This is a genomic window from Pseudomonas mandelii, from assembly GCF_024138395.1.
GTDB classification, from domain to species: domain Bacteria; phylum Pseudomonadota; class Gammaproteobacteria; order Pseudomonadales; family Pseudomonadaceae; genus Aquipseudomonas; species Aquipseudomonas mandelii_E.
Genome location: NZ_JAMYDU010000073.1, coordinates 1 through 256, shown reverse-complemented (window position 1 = coordinate 256; position 256 = coordinate 1). Strand labels below are relative to the sequence as shown.

Below are 256 nucleotides of genomic sequence, written 5' to 3'. Positions count from 1 at the left end.
TGCGGGAATAGCTCAGTTGGTAGAGCACGACCTTGCCAAGGTCGGGGTCGCGAGTTCGAGTCTCGTTTCCCGCTCCAGTTTTAAACGGCTTTGCTTTCGGGCAGGGCTGAGTGAAACCAGAACCAAATCTTCGGATGCGGATCTGGGCACCGAAACACACACCATGTGTTCCGGGCAGCGTGTCCCCTTCGTCTAGTGGCCTAGGACACCGCCCTTTCACGGCGGTAACAGGGGTTCGAGTCCCCTAGGGGACGCC

The 256-nt window shown here is 59.0% G+C and carries 2 tRNA genes; both read left to right on the top strand.

Annotation, left to right across the window (positions count from 1 at the left end):
- Nucleotide 1: 1 nt before the first annotated feature.
- A tRNA-Gly gene (locus NHU87_RS28365) sits at nucleotides 2-77 on the top strand.
- A gap of 104 nt (nucleotides 78-181) precedes the next feature.
- Nucleotides 182-254: transfer RNA gene (locus tag NHU87_RS28360), tRNA-Glu, on the top strand.
- Nucleotides 255-256: the final 2 nt, after the last annotated feature.